Raw genomic sequence first — 16,650 nt, 5'->3', positions numbered from 1 at the left:
TTCTCATCGTCCACTCCTCAGTGGTTACTGATGAGCAACAAACCCTCTCTTAGCAAATACCGCTATTTGGACCCATAAGCGCTGACGTCAGACACCTATGGTCCTCCGATTACCCATTCATAAGTGGAGATTTAAAACCGCGGCAAGATTAAAGAAAAGGAAGACCTGATATTTCCTGAACTGACCGGACAGTTGAAACATACGGCCTGGTCCTTGAGATATTATAAAACAAGGCGAGACACCGAAGGTGCAAAGTGGGTGTTCATGGAAACGGCTGAAGCGCCAAGCGCGACGGAGAAGTTGCCAGCAGCCCCGTTTTGGATTCGCTTACCGTCTTCCCGCTTGGACAATGCAGCCGGAAATGGTGTGGCCATCTGAATTAACAGTTTGAGAAAGCTCTCGGGTGTCGTTCCCCCAATAATGATGGTCTCGGGATCTAGCATTAATTCTAGGATATTCACTGCCTGATGAAGTCTTGGAATGGCGTTTTTTATCCAAGCAATTATTTTTTCATCTTTAGCGTCAATCAGCTCGGATATCGTATTGAATGTTGATCTATCGTCACGCGGCAATCCAAGATGGCGGCACAGCGCGTCGATGGATAAATAGCGCTCAAGGCAGCCGGAGTTTCCACACGGGCAGGGTTCTCCATCAAGCTCGACGATCACATGCCCAAGCTCCCCTGCGTTTCCGTGCGACCCCGTGTATGGATCGCCCTTAAGGACAAAGCCTGCGCCGAGACCAACGCCAAATTGCAGAAAGGCAAAATTCTCCACGCCCCGGCCTGCGCCATAAAACCCTTCGCCGACTGCTGCAGCTGCAGCGTCATTCTCCAGTGCAATTGGTAATCCCAGTTGGCGCTCAAGAAGGGCTAGATTCTCTTGGGTACCAAGCTCGTGAAAGCTGGTAGGGTCTCCGTTGGGGACGGTTTGGCTGCCAAAAGGGCCGGCGGCAGCTATGCCACAGCCTACAACGGTAGGGAACAGGTCGCCGTGTGCCTTGCGAAATGTTGAGACAATGGCCGCAATGGCAGTGTTTGCCGCTTCGGGTGTGGCCGAAGACAAATCGCGGGTCGTCTCCCAGGTGGCCTGACCGTCCAAGTTACACACCACTGCCGTTGCGCGGGTTCGGTCCACGTGAATGCCAAAGCTAAGGGCCGCATCTTTATTTAATGAAACTTCCATCCCGGGATGACCTCGGCCAACGATTTTGCTGGCTGTCATCTGTATCAGATCCAGTTCTTCAAGCTGTGCAACAATGTTTTGAATCGTTTGGCGCGACAGCGATGTGACCTGCGAAATCTTGGTTCGCGAGATTGGTCCTTGGGTTCGAATCACTTCAAGCACGACACTATGGTTGTGAGTCTTGGCTTTGCGAAGATTTGTGCCTGAAGTTCTAAAGGAATGGGATTTTTCAGTTTTTTCCATGGTCTACCTGCGAATCTAATGTCGGCACACAAGCACGTTCTATTTTTTAAAACAAATTGACAAATAAATTGAAGCGGGCCATATAGTGTTCTATTGGAGCACGTTGCTCATCCAAGGGAGGAAGACATGAAATTGATTAAACTCATGGCCGTAACGGCCTCCACCACGGCGCTAATGGCATCTGCCGCAATGGCCGACACCACATTGAACGCATTGTTCATGAGCCAGGCGGCCTATAGCGAAGACAATATTAAATCGATGACCTCGGCATTCGAGGCAGCGAACCCGGGCACTAGAGTTGAGCTAGAGTTTGTTCCATACGAAGCTTTGCATGATAAAATCATCGCCGCATCAGGTGCAGGGGATGATGGTTATGATGTTGTGTTGTTTGACGTCATCTGGCCGGCCGAGTTTGCTGAGCGTGGTTTTCTGACTGACGTTAGCGACAGGGTAGCAGCTGATCTGACCAGCAAAATCTTTGATGGCGCTTGGACAACAGTAGAGTACGACGGCAAGCGTTATGGTATGCCTTGGATCCTGGACACCAAGTATCTGTATTATAATACAGAAATTCTGGCCGCAGCCGGCATCGAAACACCACCAGCAACTTGGCAAGACGTTTTGGCGCAGGCCAAGGTAATCAAGGATAAGGGACTGGTTGAGTACCCATTGGTCTGGAGCTGGTCGCAATCGGAAGCGATGATCTGTGATTTCACAACCTTGACCGCTGCTCACGGCGGTGTGTTCTTTGACGACGGCAAACCAGCGTTTGAGACTGGCGGTGCAAAAGCTGCGCTAGACTATATGAAAACGTCGCTGGGTGACGGGCTGACCAATCCTGCCTCGCTTGAGTACTTCGAAGAAGACGTACGCCGGGTGTTCTCGGCTGGTGACGCGGCCTTTGCGATGAACTGGACCTACATGAACTCGCTGGTCAATGACCCGGCTGAGAGCCAGGTGGCAGGTAAGGTTGGCGTGATGTCGGCTCCGGGTGTATCCGGCGTGTCCGAAGCGTCAGCTGTCAACGGTTCCATGGGCTTGGGTATCCCTGCCAACAGCCCCCATGCGGATGAGGCCTGGGCCTATATCACCCACCTGACAAATCAGGCGACCCAGGAAGAATTTGCCACACTGAGCCTGCCGATCTGGAAAGGGTCATACTCGCAGTCAGCTGTGACTGATGGACAGGAAGATCTGGTTGCGGCGGCGGATAAGTCTATTGCTGTAATGTACCCACGTCCGCTGGTTGCCTCTTATACCGAGGTGTCGAGCATCTTGCAGAAACATCTGCACGGGGCGCTGTTGGATCAGACTACCTCGGAAGAAGCATTGGGTAACGCCGCCAAACGCGTTGCACGTATTCGCTGATCTGAACGACTAACAAGAGAGAGCACAAAGATGTCTGCAATCAGTAGATCACGCGAAAAATGGGTTCTGCTATTACCGGCAATCTTGGTGCTCTCGTTTATCACCGTCTTACCCTTTTTTCAGACCCTCTGGACCAGTTTTACGGACGCGGAAATCACTGCGCGCGAGCAGCAGGTCAACTGGATTGGACTAGAGAACTACATCTGGGCCCTGACCGATCCTGACTTCTTGGATGCATTGGGCCGAACGCTTTACTTCACGGTTGTATCGGTCGGGCTCGAAGGTGTGCTTGGCATTGCCGTGGCGCTGCTACTGAACCAGCAATTCCGGGGGCGGATGTTCCTGCGGATCATCATTATTCTGCCCTGGGCGGTGCCAACCATTGTGAACGCTGTGGCCTGGCGGCTGATTTACCACCCGGATTACGGCGCGTTGAATTCGCTATTGCTGCAGCTGGGCTTGATTGACAGCTACACCAGTTGGTTGGGGGATCCTGATCGCGCCTTGAATATGGTGATTTTGGCCGATGTCTGGAAAAACTTTCCGCTGGTTGCTTATATCGCACTGGCCGCCATGCAAACCATTCCCGGCGACCTGCTGAAAGCAGCCGCCATCGAAGGGGCAGGGGCCTGGAAGCGGTTCCGCTCTATCACTCTGCCGTGGATCATCGGGCCGATGCTGGTTGTGTTGATCCTGCGAACAATCGAGGCCTTCCGTGTTTTTGACATCATCTATGTGATGACACGTGGTGGCCCGTCTGACGGCACAAAAACTGCAAGTTTCTATGTCTACCAAGAGTATTTTAGCTATCTGCGCTCGGGCAGTGGGGCATCCTATGCGGTGCTGGTTGCTGGTATCAGCGCTGTGTTGATCTTGGCTTATTACGCTGGCGTTCGCCGCGACCAACGGGGGGCCTGATCATGCAACGGTCTTTGTTTGCTTCGATTGCACTGTATTCTGCCGCTTTGTTGCTGACGCTGTTCACCTTGGCTCCTTTGGTCTGGCTACTGCTGATGAGCATCAGCAGCCCCAATGACCTGACGGCGGTGCCGCTCAACTGGTGGCCAAACGAAGTTAACCTTTCCCGGTACGGGCGGCTGATGGATCTAAACGAAGGTTCAGGCCAGCGGTTTCTTGGGGCATTGCGCAACAGCTTGCTTACAGCTGGGGGGGCAACTCTGATTGCCCTAATCGTCGCGGTTCCCGCTGCTTATGCGTTTTCTCGCCGGGGGGCTTCGCTGGCGCTGCTGTTTGCTTTCCTTGCCACCATCATGATGCCGCCGATTACCTATGTGCTGCCACTATACGAGATATTTGGCGGGATGGGTGCACTGAACAAAACCACCACGCTCGTGATTGTTTACAGCGCGATGTTGCTGCCTTTTGCAACCTGGCTAATGAAGAGCAACATTGACGTTCTGCCGGTCGAGATTGAGCAGGCCGCATTCATGGAGGGCGCAACAACAGCGTTTACCCTGCGCCGTGTGGTGCTGCCTCTGGCGCTGCCAGCCATCGCAGCAACGTGTATGCTGTCCTTTCTGGTGGCCTGGGACGAGTTCTTTTATGCCCTTATATTCACCAGCGATCTCAGCGCCAAAACCCTGCCGGTTGCCATTGCCGATTTCTCGGCTGGGCGGGTCACTGACTATGGTGTGATCGCATCGGTTGGTGTCCTGGCCACCCTTCCGCCGGCCATTCTGGCAATTTGCTTTCAGCGCTTCATCGTCTCGGGTCTTGCAGCCGGAAGCGTCAAGGGATGATGCATAACATGACAACTCACCTTCAATCTAAAGGGAGTACCGCGGTGCCCTCTACGCCAATCCTATCCGTTAAAAACCTGAACAAGAGTTACGGCGACCTGAAAATCTTAAAAGACATCAGCGTTTCAATAAAGGAGGGCGATTTCCTAGTGCTGGTTGGCCCGTCTGGCTGTGGCAAGTCGACCTTGCTGGGATGTATCGGTGGCTTGACCGAGGTCACATCGGGCCATCTGCGGATTGGTGGCGCCGATGTGACCCATACCGATCCCGCAAAACGCGACATTGCGATGGTTTTCCAGTCCTATGCACTGTTCCCCAATATGAGCGTTGCAGAAAACATCGGCTTTGGCCTTGAAGTGCGCAAAGTGCCGAAGGCACAGCGTGACGAGAAAATCAAACAGGTTGCCGAGCTGTTGAAAATTGAACCGTTGCTTGACCGTGCGCCAGCACAGTTGTCGGGGGGGCAACGCCAACGTGTTGCTATGGGCAGGGCATTGGTTCGCGACCCCAAGTTGTTTTTGTTCGATGAGCCGCTGTCCAACCTTGATGCCAAGCTGCGGGTGACGATGCGGACCGAAATCAAACGTCTGCACCAGCGCCTGAATGCTTCGATCATCTATGTCACCCACGACCAGATCGAAGCGATGACACTGGCGACAAAAATCGTTGTGATGAAAGACGGTGTGATTCAGCAGGTCGGTACACCGAGAGAGATTTATGACACCCCGGCCAATATCTTTGTCGCTGATTTCATGGGTTCTCCGGCGATGAATATTCTTGATGCCAAGGTCACAATGGACGGTTCGGTGGCAAGGATTGAAATAGCCCGTGAAGATGGACAGCCCCCATTGGTCTTGCATGATCCGGCGCCGAGCGCCGGGATCGTAAAGCGTCAGGGCGCTGCGCTAAAGATTGGTCTGCGACCCGAGGCTTTGACAGATCTAGGCTCACGCGCGGTTCATGCCGATCAGCACTTTGACTGCCTGCTTGATGTGGTTGAGCCTGCAGGTTCAGACACATTTGCCGTGATCCGTCTTGGTGGCGCCGAAGTGACCGCACGGTTGCATGGCGATGCGGATGTCCGTTCGGGCGAGACTGTTCCCATATGTTTTGATGTCACCAAGATCTCATACTTCGATCCCCAGAGCGGAGAACGTCTATGACCACGGGACCAATTCTGGTTGCGGATATCGGTGGAACCAACACGCGGCTTGGGCTTGCCGGAGCAAATGGAATCCACAAGGGAACTTCGCACCGGTACCGTAACAGCGATTACACAAGTTTCTATTCGCTGGTTGGCGCCTATCTCAGGCAGCAAAAGGTTGAGAAATGCCACAAGGCTTGCCTTGCGGTGGCTGCTCCGGTGGAAGACGATGCGATTACCCTAACCAACCGCGATTGGCACATCGACAAATCGAGCGCATGCGCTGTAACCGGAGCGACAGAAATCAGGTTTCTTAATGATTTTGAAGCACTTGGGTTTGCCATCGGCCGTCTGTCAGGGGGGCAGGTTTCACATGTTGCAGGGCCAAAAACTGCGACAAGTCAAAATGGCACAAGGATGGTTCTTGGCGCGGGGACAGGGTTTAACGCCGCTGCTATGACCTTGGACGCAGATGCCCAACCAGTGGTCCACGCGGCTGAATGTGGTCACATGACCTTACCCGTTGAAACACCAAACGAGCTGTTATTGCGGGACCATTTGGCACGAAATCGCGGCAGGGCATCCGTTGAAAGAGCATTGTCCGGTCAGGGCGTTCTGGAAATTTACCAGTGGGTTTGCTCGCACACCGGGGTTGCACCGCAAAACTTTACGACTCAGGAAATCATACAGCAGGCGATTGAGCAGCGCGACGAAACCTGTGAGCACACGGCAAAAATGCTGGTTAGGCTTCTTGCGCGGGTTGCAGGGGATCTGGTTCTTGCATTCCTTCCCGTTGGTGGGCTTTACCTTTCGGGTGGTGTCACGAGGGCATGCAAAAGCCTGATTTCAAGTGATTTGTTTTGGGATGAATTCACGGCAAAAGGTCGTCAGAGCAACTTGTTACGGTCTGTTCCAGTGTATTTGATGACGGATGATCACGCCGCACTAGAAGGCTGTTTGGCCGCAATGATGATGACTGGTTCGCATCTAAGTTCTTCTGGACTACGCGGACATTGCCAAAATTCAATAACATCGAAGGCCGCAGGGTTTTGAAAATGACAAAAGCAATCAGCCAAATGCGGCGAGAAATACAGGAAATCCCTGATGCAGTTGACCGCCTATTGACGGGAAGCGGTTGTGAAGTCGCTAAGGTGGCTGCGACCCTGCGCGAGCGTGAAACGGCGTTTGCAGTAACCGTTGCACGCGGATCATCAGACCACGCATGTGCCTTTTTCAAATATGCTGCAGAACTGACATTGGGCATTCCAGTCGCCTCCGTCGGCCCGTCTGTAGCATCCATTTACGGCGCTCAAATGCTGCTCAATGGAGGGCTTGCCCTTGCTGTATCGCAGTCTGGTCAAAGCCCGGACATCGTTGAAATGGCTCAATCAGCGCGGCGAGGTGGTGCGTATTCAGTGGCCATCACCAATGACCCCACGTCGCCACTGGCGACTGGATCGGCCCATTCGCTAGATATGATGGCCGGGCCCGAGCTGAGCGTTGCCGCCACAAAATCGTTCGTAAATTCTATGGTGGCAGGTCTGTTGCTGCTTGCGGAATGGAAGAATGACCCGGAATTGCGCGGGGCGATTCACCAATTGCCAACCGTTCTAGCAACGGCAATTGGCCTGGACTGGCCCGAAGTGCGGGGTGCGATAGGTGGTCAGCCGTCTGTTTTCACGCTTGGCCGTGGTCCCAGCTGGGCCGTTTCAAACGAGGCTGCATTAAAGTTCAAAGAAACCTGCCAGTTACATGCAGAGAGCTATTCATCGGCTGAAGTTCTGCATGGTCCAGTCTCAATTGTTGATAGCGGGTTTCCCTTGCTCTGCTTTGCGGCACAAGATGCTGCTGAATCAGCGGTCGCTAAGATGGCTGACCGGATCTCAGGGCAGGGGGCTAATGTTTTTGCAACCTCAAATCTGGTTGGCAAGGCGCAGCGCATTGACCACGTGAGAACTGCCCACCCACTTACGGACCCGATTGCTTTGGTGGTATCATTCTATGCGATGGTTGAACGCTTAAGCCAGGAACGAGGGGGCAATCCTGATGCCCCCCGCCATCTGAAAAAGGTAACAGAAACTGTATAGCGCTTTGGGCTACAGTTTCCGCCACTCCTTGCAGGCCAGGAATTAATCCAGTGGTTTAAAGACCACTGCGTCGATTTCGACTTTGGCATCGACCATGATCTGCGAACGCACTGTGGATCTCGCGGGCCCGCCGTTGGGAAAATAGCTGGCATACACCCTGTTAAAGTTCCAAAAGTCGCGAGGATCATCCAGCCAGACACCAACCTTGGCGATGTCCTCCAGCGTGCAGTCTGCAAGCGCCAGGGCCGCGATCAGATTGTCCATCGTTTTGCGGGTCTGGCTCTCGATGCCGTCGACCAAAGCCACTCGCACGGCCCTAGAGGCCTCATGCGCGTCCGTCATTCAAATCGATTGGTAGAATCTTTTAGTTGGTGTCTCTTCTTAATTTGCCCTTCGTCGTTAAGTGACCTTTACATCGCCTCGGTTGGCGCCGACCGCGCTGAAGGACCTGAACCCACGTTTCCAGTTCATATGTGTATTACGTTGCAACTGAGCAATTTGACACGCCCATATATGTAGTGACTAGTCGAGGCCGACTTTCGTATTGTTGACAGCAAGTAACAGCCTTGAACTCAGATCATACACTGTTTGAAAACTCCAACCTATGGAACCATGGAACATTGGGCGTCGCCATATTCCGGAAAGTGCCTTAAGAGAAGGCAAGTTTTCAAACCATCAGGATGAGGCAACCAGTTTCCGCAGCATAGATTCTGTAAAGGGTTTCGTGAGAGTAGCCAGCCGGGTGGCACTGACGAGCGCCCTTGGAACGCGATGGGTTTCTCTGGTCGACATGAGAACCAACCGACACTCAGGAAACAGGCTATGCCCCAACTGAAGAATTTCCCACCCAGACGCTCCATTGTCCAAGTTCAGGTCACTCAACACCAGGTCCAGCCTAGGTTGCTGCTGCAGCTGAGCGCGACCTTCACTAAAACTTGCCGCCCGGAAAACGACATAACCCAATCGTTCCAGAGTAGCTGACGCAGAGGCCAGATATGCGGGGTCGTCATCAACCACCAATGCCGTTCCTGGCACCACCAAATTATCGGATTGACCGGACTCGTCAGCCAGTGAGGGAAAACATAGGGTCACGGTCGTGCCTCGATGTGGGCCCTCCGTTTGAGACGTAAGGCTGAGTTGCCCACCAGATTGATGGACAAAACCGTCGACCATGGACAGACCCAAACCTGTGCCACTGCCATCATCTCGGTTTGAATAGAAAGGCTCCGTTGCGCGGCGCAGCACATCAGGTGACATGCCGGAACCGTTGTCGCGGATCGACAATTTTGCGCCGCCATCACCGGTCACACATACTTGGATATGCCCGTCGCCGCCGATTGCCTGACCGGCATTGACACAGAGGTTCAAGACTGCGCTTTCCAGCTGTCCCGGATCCACCTTGACCAGAACGGGCTCAGTCGGGATCTCAAATTCCATCGACACCGAGTTTGGCACGGCGATTTCTAAAAGATCGGCCATGCCCTCGACCAGTAATCCAATGTCAGTCACCTGCGGCTCTAGATGTTGTTTACGCGCGAACGCCAGCAATCTCTCTGTCAGGGAGACGCCCAAATCTAATGCTGACCTTAGACGGGTGTGAAGATGTCGTGCCTCTTCGGAATCTGCCGCCTCTAGTAGGTGCAGATTGCCGGAGATGCTTGAAAGGATATTGCCGAAATCATGGGCAACCTCCCCAGACACTTTCCCCAGTGCCTCTACCCGTCGAATTTCCTCCAGTCGTTGTTCAACCCTTTTGCGCTCAGTGGTTTCTGACAAAAGCCAAACTTCTTCCCCATTAGGCAAAGGTGAGCGTCGAAGCTCCAAGACGTTACCTGCGGGGTCGGCATATTCTTCAAACCCACCGTGCTCAACGGCAGACGTCCGCCTTGAAAAGTTTGATTTCGCGACCAATTCCTGAACATGCACGCGCACGCCCTCCTCCGCAGGTGGCAGTCTCAGAAGTTGGCGGAGATTGTCGTTTTCCGCTTCGATACTGCCATCGGTAGCAGCAATCGCCACGCCATCTTTGATGTTGCGAAACACACGCGAGAACAACGCGTTCTGGTGGCCGATCTGTCGGGTTCTGCGTTCCAACTTTCGGGCGCTCTCCCGAAACACATGAAACGCTGCATACAGCTGCCCAATCTCATCCTCGGAATTTGGCCCTTGTGGCAGAACCGTGCTGTGGTTCCCGGCCGCAAGCCTGCGCATGGCCTCTGCAATAAGATGCAGATTACGGGCTACGTAACGCGACACGTAGAGCGACGACGTGATCGCCACCAGCAAGCTTGCTGCGGTCAGTGCAAGAAAGACATTCTTGGCAAATTCGAGATTGTTGGAGGTCTCTGCACGGGCCAGTGAAAGCCGCGCCTCTGCTTGTGCCACTGTTGCCTCAGCAAAGGTGCTGACACGACTGACTTCCTGACGGATACGAAACAATGCGTTTTCTGCATCAAGCCGCGCTGCTAAATCACGATGCTTGAGGGCAAACAAATTGTCGCTACGCAACGTGGCTTGATCTATTTCCGTCAAAGTCTCCTCATGAACCGGCAATAGCTGCGGCAACAATTGGCTTCGTTGCCTCGTGAACCGAAGACTGAAATCCCCCAGTTCTATCAACGCATTGGCCCGCCCTGCTCCGATCGCGCTGGCGGTAAGTTGCTGTAGCCCAGCCCAAACTTCTCGCTCCTCCAGTGGCAAGGCGGTGTCCCCCGCTAGGCGCCGCACCCGCTGATTAAGCCGCACCATGTCGCGATCAATCGCATCCAAGTCCGCCTGACGTGCGGTTTGCGGTTTCAATGCTGACGTTAAATCATCGATGGCAAACCGAAGGCGGGCGACCGGTAAATCCAACTCGCCGTTGCCAGCTGCCAGCGCTTCAATCCGGTTCAGGCTTGCTACCACCTTTTCCTCTTCCTGACCTAACTGAAACGGAGGGAAGAGCGCGTGCAGAAATGGCGCAGAGGTCGCCAAATCGGCGGATTCCCGTGATAAATCCAACGCATCGGAAACTTCTGCCAACGTGTCCTTGTGCAGCACGTTCATCCACAGTTCGGTGCGGTTTAACACCAGCACACCTATCAAACTTACCAGTAGGATCAGGCCAAATAGAACCGCAAGCGCAGATGACAGGCGAAAGCGGACACTCAGATTGGAAAGATAGGGCATCACTGGCCTTCCGGCGACAAGTGGAAAATATAGCCTTGCGCTCGGCGTGTCTGCAGATGCACCGGCTTAGACGCAACCGGTTCAATTTTACGGCGCAGTCGCAGGATCAATACATCGATTGTGCGATCTACATAACGTTGCATGTCCGACCCCAACTCCTCCAACAATTCTGGTCGCGGGATGACCCGGTTGGGATTACGTGCAAAGTACTCCAACAGACGATATTCCGCATTGGTCAGCGGGATCTCCTCGCCGTCGGCGTCCAACACACGACGGGTCTGAACATCAATGCGCTTGGTGCCAAAGGCAATTCCTTGCCCCGAAGATATATTGGGCTTCGGGCCGCCATGCCCATAGCGCCGCAACACCGCCCGAATGCGCGCGACCAGCTCGCGCGGATTAAAAGGTTTGATCAGGTAGTCATCCGCGCCAGTTTCCAGCCCGATGATCTTGTCGATCTCGTCCCCTACACCGGTTAGCATCACAATCGGAATTTCGTAGCGCTCACGAATGTGGATAGCCAAAGTTAGCCCAGACTCTCCGCGCAAACGCAGATCAATCAATGCCAAATCAACTGGCGGCGGATCGCCTAGCGCCATAAAAGAAGGGATATCGGGGCAACACACGGCATCAAACCCACTTTCGCGCATCAATGCGGAAAGGGTGACACGCACGTTTTCATCGTCGTCGACAATGGCAATGAGCGGCTCAGATTTGCCTGTCTGCATACAACCTCTTCCTGTGACCTTCAGCGGCATCAGAAACCTACCAGCCTTCGGGCCGTTTCCGATTCAGTGATGCCGATCATGCCAGATTTTGAGCCCGTGCGTACGAGTTTGTAATATTGTTAACATTAAACTGGCTTTCCGTCTGTTTCATTAACAGAACTAGTCTCGCCTCGGCGCGATACCCTTCTACCTTGGGCTGGTCAGCGTATTGCCTTTGGTACAATTGGAAAAAGGCAAACGTTATAAGGGAGGACACCATGACACCATTTATAACCCGCGCCGCAACGGCACTGGGCATCCTGTCGGCAAGCGCTTTCGCTGCCGCCGCCGAAGACTGTGCCGATCGTGGCGCGCTCGATGAACTGTATTGTGACGCCAACGGCGATCTGGTTGCGGACACTCCAACTGATCCAGCAAAGCTGAGCAACCCGGACACTCTGGTATTTGCCTACACTCCGGTTGAGGATCCGGCGGTTTATGCAGACATCTGGGCGCCCTTCATCGCGCATATGGAAAACGTCACCGGCAAGGACGTTCAGTTCTTCGCGGTGCAATCCAACTCTGCCGAAGTCGAAGCCATGCGTTCGGGCCGTTTGCACGTAGCGGGCTTTTCAACTGGTCCAACTCCGTTTGCAGTGAACCTCGCTGGTGCGGTGCCGTTTGCTATCATGGGTGCCGATGACGGCCAGTTTGGCTACAAGCTGCAGGTCTTCACCCAAGCAGACAGCGATATCCAGACAGTGAAAGATCTGGCTGGCCGCCGCGTCGCACACACCTCGCCAACCTCCAACTCCGGCAACCAAGCACCACGCGCGTTGTTCCCATCTTTGGGCGTTGAACCTGACAAAGACTACGAAGTGACTTACTCCGGTTCCCATGACCAATCCATGCTGGGTGTTGTAGCAGGCGACTATGACGCCGCACCAGTGGCGTCTGAAGTTGTTGATCGTATGGCCGAACGTGGTCTCTATGACACCAATGACGTACGGATGATTTGGGAAAGCGATCCGTTCCCGACCACTTCCTTCAACGTGGCACACAACTTGGATCCAGCGCTGGCTGAGAAGATCAAAGAAGCCTTCTTCACATTCGAATTTTCTGGCACCAAATTGGGTGATGAGTTTGCCGGCGTCAGCAAGTTCATTCCAATCACATATCAGGATCAATGGGCGGTTATCCGTCAAATTCAGAAGTCCAATGGTGTAGAATATACGCCTCAAGGTCTTGCTGGAAAGTAACCTGAAAACCAAATCTAGCCCGGACTGCGTTCCCCGCGGTCTGGGCCCTTCTCCGGCCTTGTGCGCACCCTCCTTAGGGGGCACGTCATAGGCAGAGCCGCGCTATGTCCGAGGGACCTCAATGCTAAAAATCTCCAAACTTACTAAACGATATGGTTCCGGCGATCCGGTGCTCAAAGAGCTGGATCTGACTGTTGAAGGCGATCAGCTTACTTCCGTTATCGGCTCTTCCGGGGCCGGCAAAAGTACTCTTCTGCGCTGTATCAATCGATTGGTTGAACCCACCTCGGGGTCCGTCGATCTGAACGGCACCGAATTCACCACCTTGAACCGCCGAGAGCTGCGCACCGCGCGCCGTCGCATTGGCATGGTCTTTCAAAGTTTCAATCTAATCGACCGTTTGACCGTGATGGAAAACGTCCAGTCGGGCCGTTTGGGCTATATCTCTACGTGGGCCGCGCTCACGCGCCGTTATCCGCGTGAAGATATCCGCCACGCATATGAATTGATGGAGCGGGTTGGCATTGCGCATTACGCAGACCGCCGCGCCGATGAACTCTCCGGTGGGGAGCGTCAGCGCGTCGGCGTTGTGCGGGCGTTGATGCAGCGCCCCGAAATTCTCTTGGCTGATGAACCCACAGCTTCGCTCGACCCCAAAACATCAGAGCAGATCATGTCGCTTCTTCGCGATCTGGCCTCTGAACTGAAGTTGCCGGTGATCATCAACATCCACAACGTGACCGAAGCGAAAGAGTACAGCGACCGCATCGTCGGCATGCGGTATGGCCGCATCATTTTTGATGACCTGCCCGGCAAGCTGGAGAAGGCGGAGATGGATGAAATCTATGCCGGAGTTCCAGCCATGGACCGCGCCGAAGTTGGAGCCGTCGCATGAGCACTGGCAAAGACACTTGGCGCAAACCGCCGTTTATCAGCCACCCAGGCCTAAGGTACGGGCTTTACATAGCAGTCAGTATCTATGTGGTTCTGACGATTGCCACGCTGCCAATTGATTGGGATCGTGTCTCTGATGGCATGCGCCGTGCGCAACGCATTTTCAGTGGGGCATTCCCGCCAAACTTTGATCGCTCTGGCCTGTTGATCGACGGATTTCTGGAGAGTTTGAAGATTGCCATACTGGCCACAGTAGGCGGTATTACCCTTTCCGTGCCGCTGGCCTTTATGGCGGCCAGCAATATCTCGATCAAACCGATCTACTTGATTGGGCGCAGCATTATCATTGTAGCGCGCAGCTTCCATCCGGTGATTGTTGCCATCATCTTTGTGAAGGCTGTTGGCTTTGGTCCTTTTGCCGGGGCATTGACGCTGGTGGTGTATTCCATTGGCTTTGTTGCCAAATTGCTGGCCGAGCGTATTGAAGAGATCGACTTTGGCCAAGTAGAGGCCATGCGTTCTGTCGGCGCGGGTTTCCTTTCTACGTTGGTCTATGCGGTGGTGCCACAAATCATGCCACGTCTGGTTGGTCTGGGGATTTATCAGTTGGACAGTAATTTACGCGCTTCCGCAGTGGTTGGCATCGTGGGTGCCGGCGGTATCGGCGCCACCTTGGCCAATGCCTTTGGTCGCTACGATTATGACTTTGCCCTCGCTATCACCATGGTCATTGTCGGCGCCATTCTCGTGTCCGAAGCAGTGAGTGGACTTGTCAGGAAGAGGATTGCATGATGAGCACTCAATCTTTGCAACAAACACTCGATCACTGGTCGCGCTTCACTATGCGCCAGCGCCTGATGCGCTATGGCGGCCTGACGCTCACTCTTCTTGTCGTGGCTTGGGCCCTGAGCAGCATTGACGTGATCTGGGAATGGGTTTGGGATGCACCTGTACAGATGGGTGACTTATTTGGCCGCATGATGCCACCGGACCCCAGCAATCTGCCGTCAATCCTTGAGGCCATCTGGCAGACCGTGAACATCGCCACGCTGGCTACGATGTTTGCAGTCGTGGTATCGTTACCTGTTGCTTACATTTCGGCACAGAATACCACGCCAAACAGGGTAACCCTCTGGATTGGCCGCTTCATCCTGGTGTCTTCCCGGTCGGTCAACACCATTATCTGGGCGCTTCTCTTCGTGGCCATTTTCGGCCCCGGCATTGTTGCAGGCATCGTAGCCATCATGTTTCGTTCGATCGGCTTTTTGGGCAAACTGCTTGGCGAAGCCATCGAAGAGATTGATCAGAAACCGGTTGAAGCATTGGAAGCCTGCGGCGCATCGCGCTTTAAGATTGTGCTCTACGCTATTGTGCCTCAGATCATGCCAGCCTTTTTCGCAATCGCCATCCTGCGCTGGGACATCAACCTGCGTGAGTCCACCGTGCTCGGTCTGGTGGGCGCAGGCGGCATCGGCATGATCCTCCAAGGTGCAATCGACACGTTCAATTGGCCTGAGGTCTCCATGGTTCTTCTCACCATCCTTGCACTTGTAGTATTTGGAGAGGTTGTTTCTTCTTACCTGCGCAAGAAAATCCTTTAAGATCATTTGGTGGCCAGCAATCGCTGGCCACCTTATTTTTCAAGAGACCAAGCACAATGACCGACACTAAATGGGCCTTTCAAAGGTATGAAAGCGTGCGGGCAGAATTGCCTACAGCAGAGTTCCCTCAAACATCTCTCTCTGGGCATGACCTGCGAGATACAGCTAGCGATTTTGATGCTTATATTCTGGATGCCTTTGGCGTTCTGAACCGCGGTGAAACCGCCATCGATGGTGCGGTGGAACGCATGGCCGAGCTACGCGCATTGGGCAAGCGGCTGATCGTTCTAACGAATGCTGCGAGCTACACCCGTGTCGAAATTCTGGCAAAGTATCACAGGCTTGGTTTTGACTTTGACGCGTCCGAGGTGGTCTCTAGCCGCGATGTAGCTTTTGCCAATCTCCCCATATTACCGTCTTCCAAAGTCTGGGCTGCCGCCGCCGCACAGGGTGATGATTTCAGCGATGCGCCAGAAGCAGCGCAGATAGCGCACCTGACCGACAATCCTGACTTGCTGAACACTGCTGGCGGATTTTTGATCCTGTCGTCCGCCCGCTGGCGGGACGCAGACACAGCGGCACTAAGCAAAGCCCTGAATGACAACCCTCGTCCGTTCATCATCGCCAACCCGGATCTGGTGGCCCCCCGTGAGGATGGCCTGTCTTTGGAACCTGGACTGTTTGCACATGACATTATCGCGCAAACCGGAGTGAAGGCTGCCTTCTATGGCAAGCCGTATGGCAATGCGTTTGAGATCGCGCTCGACCGGCTGACAGGCATTCCCCGCCACCGTATAGCTATGGTGGGCGATACTCTGCACACAGACGTGCTGGGAGGCGCCGCTGCAGGCATCGGCACAATCCTCGTCACGGATCATGGCCTATTTCGCGGCCACGAAGTAGCGCCATTTATTGGCAAATCAGCAATCCGTCCTGACTGGATTGTTAAAACGACTTAACCGCGCAACGCTTTATTGAGTTTTCCACGGCTCCCGGCCCACATTAGAAATGTGTAGACTTTGACTTTCGTGGCGCTCGATCTTGGGGCCAAAAAGTTCTCTTACGTAGTAATGCGCGCAAACAGGCCAATACTTTATGACCAATGGATCCCAATCCATTTATCGGTGTGTGCATATACGGGGCTTTGTTGCACAAATAGGGTTGAGGTCGGACCTCCCCTGACACCGGACGGATTTAGCCTATCGCCTCTGTCTTGGGGATGCCAAGTGCAGTAA

The 16,650-nt window shown here is 53.9% G+C and carries 15 protein-coding genes; 11 read left to right on the top strand and 4 right to left on the bottom strand.

Annotation, left to right across the window (positions count from 1 at the left end):
- Nucleotides 1–221 precede the first annotated feature (221 nt).
- Complete coding sequence (locus DL239_RS20685; protein WP_167685999.1) at nt 222–1,427, bottom strand: ROK family transcriptional regulator; 1,206 nt, start codon at nt 1,425–1,427, stop codon at nt 222–224.
- Between the two features lie 126 nt (nt 1,428–1,553).
- Here DL239_RS20685 and DL239_RS20680 point away from each other — a divergent pair, with 126 nt between their 5' ends.
- The 6 genes from DL239_RS20680 to DL239_RS20655 are packed head-to-tail and all read left to right on the top strand — an operon-like array spanning nt 1,554 to nt 7,786.
- A complete protein-coding gene (locus DL239_RS20680; protein WP_167685998.1) occupies nt 1,554–2,795 on the top strand; it encodes an extracellular solute-binding protein in 1,242 nt (413 codons plus the stop codon).
- A 30-nt stretch (nt 2,796–2,825) separates the two neighbouring features.
- A complete protein-coding gene (locus DL239_RS20675; RefSeq protein ID WP_167685997.1) occupies nt 2,826–3,713 on the top strand; it encodes a carbohydrate ABC transporter permease in 888 nt (295 codons plus the stop codon).
- A 2-nt stretch (nt 3,714–3,715) separates the two neighbouring features.
- On the top strand, nt 3,716–4,555 hold the full coding sequence (locus tag DL239_RS20670; RefSeq protein WP_167685996.1) for a carbohydrate ABC transporter permease: 840 nt from the start codon (nt 3,716–3,718) through the stop codon (nt 4,553–4,555).
- 8 nt (nt 4,556–4,563) lie between these two features.
- Nucleotides 4,564–5,718: an ABC transporter ATP-binding protein gene (locus DL239_RS20665; RefSeq protein ID WP_167685995.1), complete on the top strand. Its 1,155-nt coding sequence runs from the start codon at nt 4,564–4,566 to the stop codon at nt 5,716–5,718.
- Nucleotides 5,715–6,752, top strand: coding sequence for a glucokinase (locus tag DL239_RS20660; protein WP_167685994.1), 1,038 nt, complete (start codon nt 5,715–5,717; stop codon nt 6,750–6,752). The genes DL239_RS20665 and DL239_RS20660 overlap by 4 nt, the downstream gene beginning before the upstream one ends.
- A 2-nt stretch (nt 6,753–6,754) precedes the next feature.
- Nucleotides 6,755–7,786: an SIS domain-containing protein gene (locus DL239_RS20655; protein WP_167685993.1), complete on the top strand. Its 1,032-nt coding sequence runs from the start codon at nt 6,755–6,757 to the stop codon at nt 7,784–7,786.
- 42 nt (nt 7,787–7,828) lie between these two features.
- Here DL239_RS20655 and DL239_RS20650 read toward each other — a convergent pair whose 3' ends face one another.
- From DL239_RS20650 to DL239_RS20640, 3 genes are all read right to left on the bottom strand, one after another.
- Nucleotides 7,829–8,128, bottom strand: a complete 300-nt coding sequence (locus DL239_RS20650; RefSeq protein WP_240932101.1) for a RidA family protein — start codon at nt 8,126–8,128, stop codon at nt 7,829–7,831.
- A gap of 333 nt (nt 8,129–8,461) precedes the next feature.
- Nucleotides 8,462–10,954 (bottom strand): ATP-binding protein, encoded by a 2,493-nt coding sequence (locus tag DL239_RS20645; RefSeq protein WP_167685992.1) that lies wholly within the window; start codon nt 10,952–10,954, stop codon nt 8,462–8,464.
- A complete protein-coding gene (locus DL239_RS20640; RefSeq protein ID WP_167685991.1) occupies nt 10,954–11,682 on the bottom strand; it encodes a response regulator transcription factor in 729 nt (242 codons plus the stop codon). The genes DL239_RS20645 and DL239_RS20640 overlap by 1 nt, the downstream gene beginning before the upstream one ends.
- Nucleotides 11,683–11,939: 257 nt before the next feature.
- Here DL239_RS20640 and phnD point away from each other — a divergent pair, with 257 nt between their 5' ends.
- The 5 genes from phnD (at nt 11,940) to DL239_RS20615 (ending at nt 16,374) form a co-directional block, all read left to right on the top strand.
- Entirely contained in the window at nt 11,940–12,920 is a 981-nt protein-coding gene (gene phnD, locus DL239_RS20635; protein ID WP_167685990.1) for a phosphate/phosphite/phosphonate ABC transporter substrate-binding protein, read from the top strand.
- A 121-nt stretch (nt 12,921–13,041) separates the two neighbouring features.
- A complete protein-coding gene (gene phnC / locus DL239_RS20630) occupies nt 13,042–13,815 on the top strand; it encodes a phosphonate ABC transporter ATP-binding protein (protein WP_167685989.1) in 774 nt (257 codons plus the stop codon).
- Entirely contained in the window at nt 13,812–14,606 is a 795-nt protein-coding gene (gene phnE, locus DL239_RS20625) for a phosphonate ABC transporter, permease protein PhnE (RefSeq protein ID WP_167685988.1), read from the top strand. The genes phnC and phnE (DL239_RS20625) overlap by 4 nt, the downstream gene beginning before the upstream one ends.
- A complete protein-coding gene (phnE, locus tag DL239_RS20620; RefSeq protein ID WP_167685987.1) occupies nt 14,603–15,415 on the top strand; it encodes a phosphonate ABC transporter, permease protein PhnE in 813 nt (270 codons plus the stop codon). The genes phnE (DL239_RS20625) and phnE (DL239_RS20620) overlap by 4 nt, the downstream gene beginning before the upstream one ends.
- Before the next feature lie 56 nt (nt 15,416–15,471).
- Entirely contained in the window at nt 15,472–16,374 is a 903-nt protein-coding gene (locus tag DL239_RS20615; RefSeq protein WP_167685986.1) for an HAD-IIA family hydrolase, read from the top strand.
- The last annotated feature ends 276 nt before the right edge of the window (nt 16,375–16,650 follow it).

Source organism: Parasedimentitalea denitrificans (genome assembly GCF_011813015.1).
GTDB classification, from domain to species: domain Bacteria; phylum Pseudomonadota; class Alphaproteobacteria; order Rhodobacterales; family Rhodobacteraceae; genus Parasedimentitalea; species Parasedimentitalea denitrificans.
This window is presented reverse-complemented; position numbering and strand designations above follow the sequence as displayed.

Excerpts from the sequence above, each read along its gene's own strand:
- DL239_RS20640 (WP_167685991.1), bottom strand. The coding sequence starts at position 11,682 with ATGCAGACAGGCAAATCTGAGCCGCTCATTGCCATTGTCGACGACGAT.
- DL239_RS20645 (WP_167685992.1), bottom strand. The coding sequence starts at position 10,954 with ATGCCCTATCTTTCCAATCTGAGTGTCCGCTTTCGCCTGTCATCTGCG.
- DL239_RS20650 (WP_240932101.1), bottom strand. The coding sequence starts at position 8,128 with ATGACGGACGCGCATGAGGCCTCTAGGGCCGTGCGAGTGGCTTTGGTC.
- phnD (WP_167685990.1), top strand. The coding sequence starts at position 11,940 with ATGACACCATTTATAACCCGCGCCGCAACGGCACTGGGCATCCTGTCG.
- DL239_RS20665 (WP_167685995.1), top strand. The coding sequence starts at position 4,564 with ATGACAACTCACCTTCAATCTAAAGGGAGTACCGCGGTGCCCTCTACG.
- DL239_RS20660 (WP_167685994.1), top strand. The coding sequence starts at position 5,715 with ATGACCACGGGACCAATTCTGGTTGCGGATATCGGTGGAACCAACACG.
- DL239_RS20655 (WP_167685993.1), top strand. The coding sequence starts at position 6,755 with ATGACAAAAGCAATCAGCCAAATGCGGCGAGAAATACAGGAAATCCCT.
- phnE (WP_167685987.1), top strand. The coding sequence starts at position 14,603 with ATGATGAGCACTCAATCTTTGCAACAAACACTCGATCACTGGTCGCGC.
- DL239_RS20670 (WP_167685996.1), top strand. The coding sequence starts at position 3,716 with ATGCAACGGTCTTTGTTTGCTTCGATTGCACTGTATTCTGCCGCTTTG.
- DL239_RS20675 (WP_167685997.1), top strand. The coding sequence starts at position 2,826 with ATGTCTGCAATCAGTAGATCACGCGAAAAATGGGTTCTGCTATTACCG.
- DL239_RS20680 (WP_167685998.1), top strand. The coding sequence starts at position 1,554 with ATGAAATTGATTAAACTCATGGCCGTAACGGCCTCCACCACGGCGCTA.
- DL239_RS20685 (WP_167685999.1), bottom strand. The coding sequence starts at position 1,427 with ATGGAAAAAACTGAAAAATCCCATTCCTTTAGAACTTCAGGCACAAAT.
- DL239_RS20615 (WP_167685986.1), top strand. The coding sequence starts at position 15,472 with ATGACCGACACTAAATGGGCCTTTCAAAGGTATGAAAGCGTGCGGGCA.
- phnC (WP_167685989.1), top strand. The coding sequence starts at position 13,042 with ATGCTAAAAATCTCCAAACTTACTAAACGATATGGTTCCGGCGATCCG.
- phnE (WP_167685988.1), top strand. The coding sequence starts at position 13,812 with ATGAGCACTGGCAAAGACACTTGGCGCAAACCGCCGTTTATCAGCCAC.